We start from the raw sequence: 7404 nt of genomic DNA on the forward strand, positions 1-7404 counted from the left end.
TGACTGTTGAGTTTGGATTAGAGATGGCTAAAGAGACGAAATCTAACTGTGAATCTATAGTAAGTGACTGTTGAGTTTGGATTAGAGATGGCTAAAGAGACGAAATCTAACTGTGAATCTATAGTAAGTGACTGTTGAGTTGAACTTATCTTCAACTACACTTTAGAAATCTGACTATAAATCTGTGATTAATTAATGTTAGGTTTAACTAAAGTTTAACTAAAGAGGGAGCTGTTATTAAGAAACTATATTAAGTGAGCAATAAGTTGAATTTAAGTTTTACTAGCGCTAAAAAATTAACTATAAATCTATACGAGGCGGTTTCTTCTAACATAACAGGAACCGTAACCATTGAAAATCGTGTATACCATGTGGCTAATAGCTCACTGGATATGGTCATCAAAATGGATCAAACAGATGAAGAAGAAGTAAGCTTTGTTGCACAAGAAAAAGAAACGGTAAACGTAGATGATGTAACGAGTGATTCAGAAACAGATTCAACAGATGAAATAGATGCTCATGCGTTAATTACAACGCTCTATTCTGACCAATGAAAAACAAAAAGTGAAGAAGGAAAAGGAATAAAAACCAAACAAGATTATGTGTTTTTAGTCAATGATTTGGAAAAAGATTTTGTTAAAGAGAAAATGAAAAACTATGAAAAGGCAATTAAGGTAGAAGCCAAACATAAACGTCAAACGCAACAAGAAATGAACGAATTACAACGTGATATGAAGTACCAAGTACAGGAGGAAAAAGCTGATACGGAATCAAAAATTGCGATGAAAAAGGATGCCATTCAATCGAGTGATGCAAGCATTCAGCTCTGTAAAGATGAACAAAAAACTTTTCAAGAAAAGCCAAAAAAGTTGAATGAAAAAGAAGAGGATTTGGTCATGAAGTGAAAAAACAGAGGGGGACACAAAGGGGACATGGCTTCAAAATAGGGAGACATAAAGGGGACATTGGGATTTTAAAGGGGGACGTGAAAGGGACGTACGCCAAAAAAAGGGACTTAAAGGAGACATTTAGCGATTTTCTTTGTACCCACGGTTTTGCTAGGCTCTGCCTAGCCCCACACCTATGGTGGGGGCAAAAACCCCTTATGCTCTTCTCTCTTTTTAGGTGGGAGAGCACTACTACAAAAGAGAGGTCGGATAAAATGGAAATTAAAATTCGATATATTGATCCAGTTGCACTAAAAAAAATTGATAAAATCGCAAAAGAAAAAAAGATTTCTCGGCAAGAATTTTTAAAAGGTCAAATTGAAACACTGGCTGTATTTCAAGAACAAAAAGATCGTGAAGCAGAGTTAGAACGTCTCATTGATCGAAACATAAAAATGATGGAAAGGTGTGCAGTTGCAATTGAAACAATCAATGGATTTATTCAAGATATGACGGGAGAAGATGAGGAGTGAGTACATCTTCTGTTATTCCAGGCGTGGTCTTGAAAACAAAATTTGTTACATCTGATAAAAAAGCTTTTCAAGATTATGTTGATTATGTAGATCGTGATGATGCGAAGAAAGATCAAGAAGCCCATGAGAAACTATTTACTCTTTATCAAGATTATATGGATAACCCTGATAAGACATCTTCTTTGTTCACCCAACAATCGAATCAATTGAATGACGAGGAGAAAAAGCAATTAAAAAAGTTGTTTGAAAAAGCGCAGAAAAATAACAGTATTATGTGGCAAGATGTCATCACATTTCATAATCCTTGGCTCCAAGAAAATGGTTTATACGATGCTGATACTCATACAGTGGATGAGAAAAAATTAATGGAGATTACCCGTCAGTCTATGAAGGAAATGCTTAAAGGGGAAAGGTTGAATGAGTCGGCTGTTTGGTCAGCTGCCATTCACTACAATACGGGAAACATTCATATTCATATTGCGACAGTAGAACCACAACCTACTCGTGAACGAGGCAAAAGAAAGCCTAAAACTTTGGATGCGATGAAGTCAACAGTCGTGAATCAAATTTTGAATCGAGGTGAGCAGCACCAGAAAATAAATGAGTTAATTCGAAAGGACATGGTCGGAAAAAAGAAGCAGGATTCTTCATTAAGGTGGAAGAATCGTGACATTCAACCATTGTTTCTCCAAATTTATAATCATCTTCCAGAAGATAAAAGGCAGTGGCAATATAGTTACCGAACATTAAAACCAATGAAGCCATTTATTGATGTGTTAAGTCAAAAATATATTGAAAAGTATCATCGTAATGAGTACCAACAATTACTTGGAAAATTAGATAAGGAAGTAGAGGAATTAAAGAAAGCCTATGGAGAAGGAAAGGTTGATGAGAAACGATATAAGAACTATAAGCAAACGAAAATTGATGATCTTTATAAGCGAATGGGCAATGCTTTCTTAAAAGAAATGAAAGATTATGATAAGCAGCAGCAACAGATTAAAAGAATGATAGAAAGTAAGAAACAATCAAAACGTCCTGCAAGTTTTAACCAAAAGGTCTCTATGCATTTTGCATTAAAAAAGATGGAGCGAGCGTTTAAATCAGAATATGAAAGTTGGAAAAACCAACAACATTATGAACAATTACAAAAAGAAATTGAACATAATCGTCAGGAAGAGAGGAGTTATTAAATGAATAAACAACGTATGAAATTATCACTGGATGAGGAAACAAAACAATATATCCAAACATATATGGAAGAAAACAATATCGGATTTACGGGTGAAGCTATTGCTCAAATTTGTAAGGAACATAAAGTTGCTAAAAGTAATGAATGGTCGTTGCAATATATTTCGGAAGTGGTCAGCAATAACTTACATCAGGTTTTAAAAGATGAATTAACAAGGATTCGTCTTGGTGCAAATAGTGCTGATAAAAACACACAAATTTTAATTGAATACATGAACGGTCTTTTCTTCCATCATGGTTTTGATGGATTAATGACCACCGATTTACAAGAGTTAGATAGCACAAAGGTTGCGAAGGAAGCTGTTGAGAAGCGTATTGCAAATCAACGTCAAAAACGGATTGATTGGGAAGAGTCCAAAGGGAAACAACCATCTTAATGATTGATTTATATAAAGGTAGTTTTAAAAATGTAGAGGAGGAATCAGATATGTTTTTTAACAAGGATTTAGTGTTAGCTTCGATTAAAGCTGTAGGAGAGGATCATGCCATTGTGCAGTATCAAGACAAAGAAGTAGAGGTGAATTTAAGTCCAGAAGAAGCGAAGGAGTTTCATCAATATGTCGTGCATCAGGAAAATATGTTGGTGCCAATGAATATTAAAACACAGAAGCTTTTTGTGGATTTAGAGGAGCCTTGGTATGAACAAGAATTAGAAGAGCTCAAGGGGATCTCCTATCAAGAAGAGGAGGGAGAAGATGAGTAAAACCTATGCGAAGAAATCCGTCGAAGATAAGCGTAAAGAGGTTGAAGAGTTAACAAAAGGGATGGAAAAGAAGGTGGAGCAGCGCTTTCATTCTGCCGAAGAATTAAAAGACTACTTATCTTTTATGGGTAAGTTTTATCAATACTCCATGTCGAACACAGCTCTTATTCAAGAACAGTTCTTTGGTGCTCAAGCTGTTGGATCTTTTAAGTTCTGGAAGGATAAAGGTTTCTCCGTCAATAAAGGGGAAAAGGGTATTAAAATTCTAGTACCAAATAAAACGGTTCCCAAATTTAAAGATGAAAATGGGAAGTTAAAGTCTATTAATAAAGCTACTCCTCAAGAAAAAAAGCTCATTCAAGAGGGGAAAAAAGAAGTTACTCAAGGCCGACTATACTTTTCAGTCGGCCATGTTTTTGAGATTTCCCAAACAAATGCAAAAGCAAGTGATTTACCTAAGATTTTCCCGAATCGTTGGTTAGAAGGCAACGTGGAGGACTACAAGGCACTTTATAAAGGGATGGAAGCCATTGCCGAAAAGAATGGTATTTCTATTATTCAACCAAAAGAGGAGCTTGGCGCTGCAAAAGGAGTTTCATATACATTAACAAAAGAAGTTGCGTTAAATCCGCGTAACTCTGAACGTCAAAATGTAAAAACGTTGATACACGAATTAGCCCATGCGAAACTTCATACCAAAGACACACATCTAAATTATACGGCTGCGGAAAAAGAGTTTCAGGCAGAAATGACAGCCTATACGGTTTCCTCTTATTTTGGAATTGACACCAGTTCTTATTCGTTGGATTACTTGTCACATTGGACGAAAGGAAAGAACTTTGAAGATAAAACCAAGCTTTTAAAAGAAGTACATGAAACGTCTGTTGGCTTTATTGAAACAATCGAAGATACCTTAGTGAAAGAACGAGAAAAAAATCAGTCACCAGAAAAAAACGATGAAAAACAGCAGCAAGCAAATCCTCTTTCTTCTGATAATGTGCATATGAAGATGAAAGAAGGGTATGGAAATTATATACAAAAACAACGAGAAGAATCGGCACAAAATGTAGACAGCATTCTAGAGCGTGTTACGGCTGAAGAAACCTACTATTCAATCAAAACACAATCGATTAAAAATGGTTGGATGACAAAGGAGGAAGTCGTAAAACTTGAGGATCAGGTTGACTTAACGATGAGGAGAAATGAAAAGGGGGTCACCCATGGTCAAGTTCAAGAACAATCTCTCACTTTTCAAGACCGTATGGAAGTGGGCAGTCAAATGCAACTCCAAAAACGTACAGGTACAGGTAAACGAAAAAGAGAAGAACCGGAGCTAGAAAGGTGAGGGAGCGTACATGCTCTCTTTTTTGTGTCCAAATATGAATTAAATGGAGGAATCAATCATGCAAAAAGTAACATCTCTTTCAAATGACCAATTTAAAACGCTTGTTTCTGATAAACGAGAATTAAAGAAGTTTATGAAGCATCCACAAAATGAAAAAATCCAGGCAGATTGGGCGAATATTAGTGAGAAACAGCTGCATGACATCCCTTCTGGTGCTATTTATTTAACACAATCAGCTCTAGGAGAGGAAAAACCGCAGGTTTTACTTGTTTCTACGGACGAAAAAGGGCAAAAACAAGCCTATAAAAGTGAAGCGACAGTTGATTTTTTGAGAAGTCATGATGTGAATCCTGTTTTAGAGAAAGATCGAGAAACGCAGCTTAAAACAAGCTATCTTACATTTTTGCAAGCTCATGAAAAAGAAAAGCCTCAAGATATTGATAGTATGTTAGCCCGTGTAAATGCAGAAAACGATTATGTGATGTTGAAATCAAGTGCTTTAAAGGAAAAACAGTTCACCCCTGACCAATTGAAAGGAATGGAAGATGACCTTTCTCATCAGTTTCAAGCACGAAAACAAGCACAAGAAAAGGAGCAATATCAAGACGATTACAAACAAGAAGTGCTAGAAGTTATGCAGCAGCCTAGTGAAGAAACACAGTATAAGCAGCTATTTAAACAAAGCTTGCTGGCCCAATTAGGCATATCAGATGAAAAAGAGTCTTCTAAAGAAGTGAAAAAGGAAGCTGAATCAGAAAAGGCTCCTGTCGAAAAGCAGCTCAAACAAGAAACACCTCAAGAGAAAGAACAGCGTTTGGCCAAAATGAAGGAATTTGAACAAAAGCATTCCTTTGATAAGGTGTACAAATTAAAAAAAGAGGTGCTGCAGGAATTAAAAGAACTTAATTTGACTGATTCTCAACGTGAGAAGTTAACGAAGCTTGAAAAGGCGTTAGACACAGAGAAAAAGGATCATGATAAGCAGAAAAAAGAAGAGAAATCGCAAAATGGATTCACCAAGTTTTTTGCACGGAACAGTGGAGCATTTTCTTCAAAGAAACGGGACCAGACACAAGAAATGGAACGATAAAACAAGCAAAAGGTGAAAAGAAATGAGAGGGCTGAAAAGCCCTCTTTTTTCATAGGGTGAAAGAGAAGGAGGGATTAGGTGGGAGAACGAAAACACGTCAATGAGGGGGAAATCATGAAAGCAAGAGATGTTGATTTGTTGTCGTATCTGGAAGCCAAAGGCGAAACCTTTGTAAAAGAAGGAAAATACTATCGTCATACGGAACATGATAGCTTACTCATTAAAGGAAATATGTACGCTTGGAACAGCCGGAATGAAACAGGATATGGAGCAATCAGTTTCGCTCGAATGTATTATGGGATGTCATTTCCACAAGCCATATTAGATATCAACAAAGGCGATTATAAAGAGCTTTCTCAGTCGTATGAGCAACCGTCGGTTTCACCATCAAAAGAGCCTTTTCGCTATCCAAAAGAGTTAGAGGTAAAGGATCAAAGCAAAGTAAAAGATTATCTCATAAAAGAACGTAAAATAGATCCTCGATTAGTTAACTGGCTCCTTCAAAAAGATTTAATCGCCCAGGACAAACGGAACAATGTCGTGTTTAAATGGCGTGAATATGGAGGTAAAGGGAAGGTAATTGGGGCGGATCGGCAAGGCACAGCTTCGATAAGTAATAAGCGTGGTTCCTTTAAACAAGTCTTACCGAACGATAACCCACATACAGGTTTTTCAGTTGACGTTGGTCGCCCAAATAAAATTCATTTCTTTGAAAGCCCAATTGATCTGCTTTCTTATTGGAGTATACAAGAGAATAGTTTGCAGAATACACGTCTTATTAGTATGAATGGCTTAAAACCTAAAACTGTTGCTCAGTCTTATATCGAAGCTCGAAGAGAAGGCTTAAGCATTCAAGAAATGGTGTTAGCTGTCGATAATGATCAAGCAGGAAAAGAATTTATTGACAAAATGAACCAAATCGTTAATGCTGATTTAGTAAAAGCAGATATTCCAAAGGGAGCAAAAGATTGGAACGAGCAATTAAAGAAGAATGGAAAAACCATTCAACCTGTGGCATCACGTCTCCGGAATAAACAAACAGAACAGGAGCTTTCAATGAATGGATAAGGTGTTTCAAAGTGTGTTTTATCTTTTTCTTATCATGATTTTATTTAAACTTTCTAAATTTGCTTACCGTGTGATTCGTGAACGGAGGTATATGAAAGAGTTAGCCCAATCGGGTATGCCCTATATTGATAAAATGGATGGTTATCAGTTTGAAATTTATTTGCAGGCCCTTTTCCAACAGTTAGGATATAAACCTCAAGTAACCAAAAAGTCTGGTGACTTTGGGGCTGATTTAGTGATGAAAGGCAAAGAAAAAATTGTCATTCAAGCTAAACGATATGGAATTAAAAATCGGGTCAGTATTTCAGCTGTACAAGAAGTGTATGGGGCAAAAGCGTATTATAAAGCGAATCAGGCGTGGGTTGTGACCAATAGTTATTTTACGAAACAAGCAAAAGAGCTTGCAGCTGCATGTGATGTGACCTTAGTAGATCGTGCAGATCTTCAAATGTTTATTAATGAGGTAAATCCAGTTTTTAAGGCACGAGAAATCTTTGAAAACATTACACCCGAACCTCGTAAATGTC

At 36.5% G+C, this 7404-nt stretch carries 9 protein-coding genes and 1 pseudogene; all 10 read left to right on the plus strand.

The genetic code is table 11. The features are described from left to right. Positions 1-266 precede the first annotated feature (266 nt). A complete protein-coding gene (locus tag ACH0CI_RS27670; protein WP_098113494.1) occupies positions 267-554 on the plus strand; it encodes a hypothetical protein in 288 nt (95 codons plus the stop codon). Positions 555-647: 93 nt separating this feature from the next. After that, on the plus strand, positions 648-905 hold the full coding sequence (locus tag ACH0CI_RS27675; RefSeq protein ID WP_141558915.1) for a hypothetical protein: 258 nt from the start codon (positions 648-650) through the stop codon (positions 903-905). 257 nt (positions 906-1162) lie between these two features. Then, positions 1163-1420 carry a hypothetical protein gene (locus ACH0CI_RS27680; RefSeq protein ID WP_335707762.1) on the plus strand — a complete coding sequence of 86 codons (258 nt, stop codon included), beginning with the start codon at positions 1163-1165 and terminating at the stop codon, positions 1418-1420. Beyond that, entirely contained in the window at positions 1417-2613 is a 1197-nt protein-coding gene (gene mobP2 / locus ACH0CI_RS27685) for a MobP2 family relaxase (protein ID WP_406902610.1), read from the plus strand. The genes ACH0CI_RS27680 and mobP2 overlap by 4 nt, the downstream gene beginning before the upstream one ends. Then, the gene (locus tag ACH0CI_RS27690; RefSeq protein WP_154992479.1) at positions 2614-3048 is read left to right on the plus strand and encodes a hypothetical protein; all 435 of its coding nucleotides are present in this window, start codon (positions 2614-2616) and stop codon (positions 3046-3048) included. Between the two features lie 50 nt (positions 3049-3098). Continuing rightward, positions 3099-3374: a hypothetical protein gene (locus ACH0CI_RS27695; protein ID WP_075422172.1), complete on the plus strand. Its 276-nt coding sequence runs from the start codon at positions 3099-3101 to the stop codon at positions 3372-3374. Next, positions 3367-4359 (plus strand): annotated as a pseudogene (locus ACH0CI_RS27700) (ArdC-like ssDNA-binding domain-containing protein); the annotation flags it as partial. The gene ACH0CI_RS27695 and the pseudogene ACH0CI_RS27700, both read left to right, overlap by 8 nt. Before the next feature lie 418 nt (positions 4360-4777). Then, complete coding sequence (locus ACH0CI_RS27705; RefSeq protein ID WP_406902611.1) at positions 4778-5809, plus strand: guided entry of tail-anchored proteins factor 1; 1032 nt, start codon at positions 4778-4780, stop codon at positions 5807-5809. Between the two features lie 114 nt (positions 5810-5923). Then, positions 5924-6877 (plus strand): toprim domain-containing protein, encoded by a 954-nt coding sequence (locus tag ACH0CI_RS27710; RefSeq protein WP_406902613.1) that lies wholly within the window; start codon positions 5924-5926, stop codon positions 6875-6877. Then, the coding region (locus tag ACH0CI_RS27715) for a restriction endonuclease (protein WP_406902612.1) at positions 6870-7404 on the plus strand (535 nt) is incomplete at its 3' end. The genes ACH0CI_RS27710 and ACH0CI_RS27715, both read left to right, overlap by 8 nt.

It is taken from the genome of Priestia sp. 179-F W1.4 NHS (assembly GCF_045369295.1).
Classification (GTDB): domain Bacteria; phylum Bacillota; class Bacilli; order Bacillales; family Bacillaceae_H; genus Priestia; species Priestia zanthoxyli.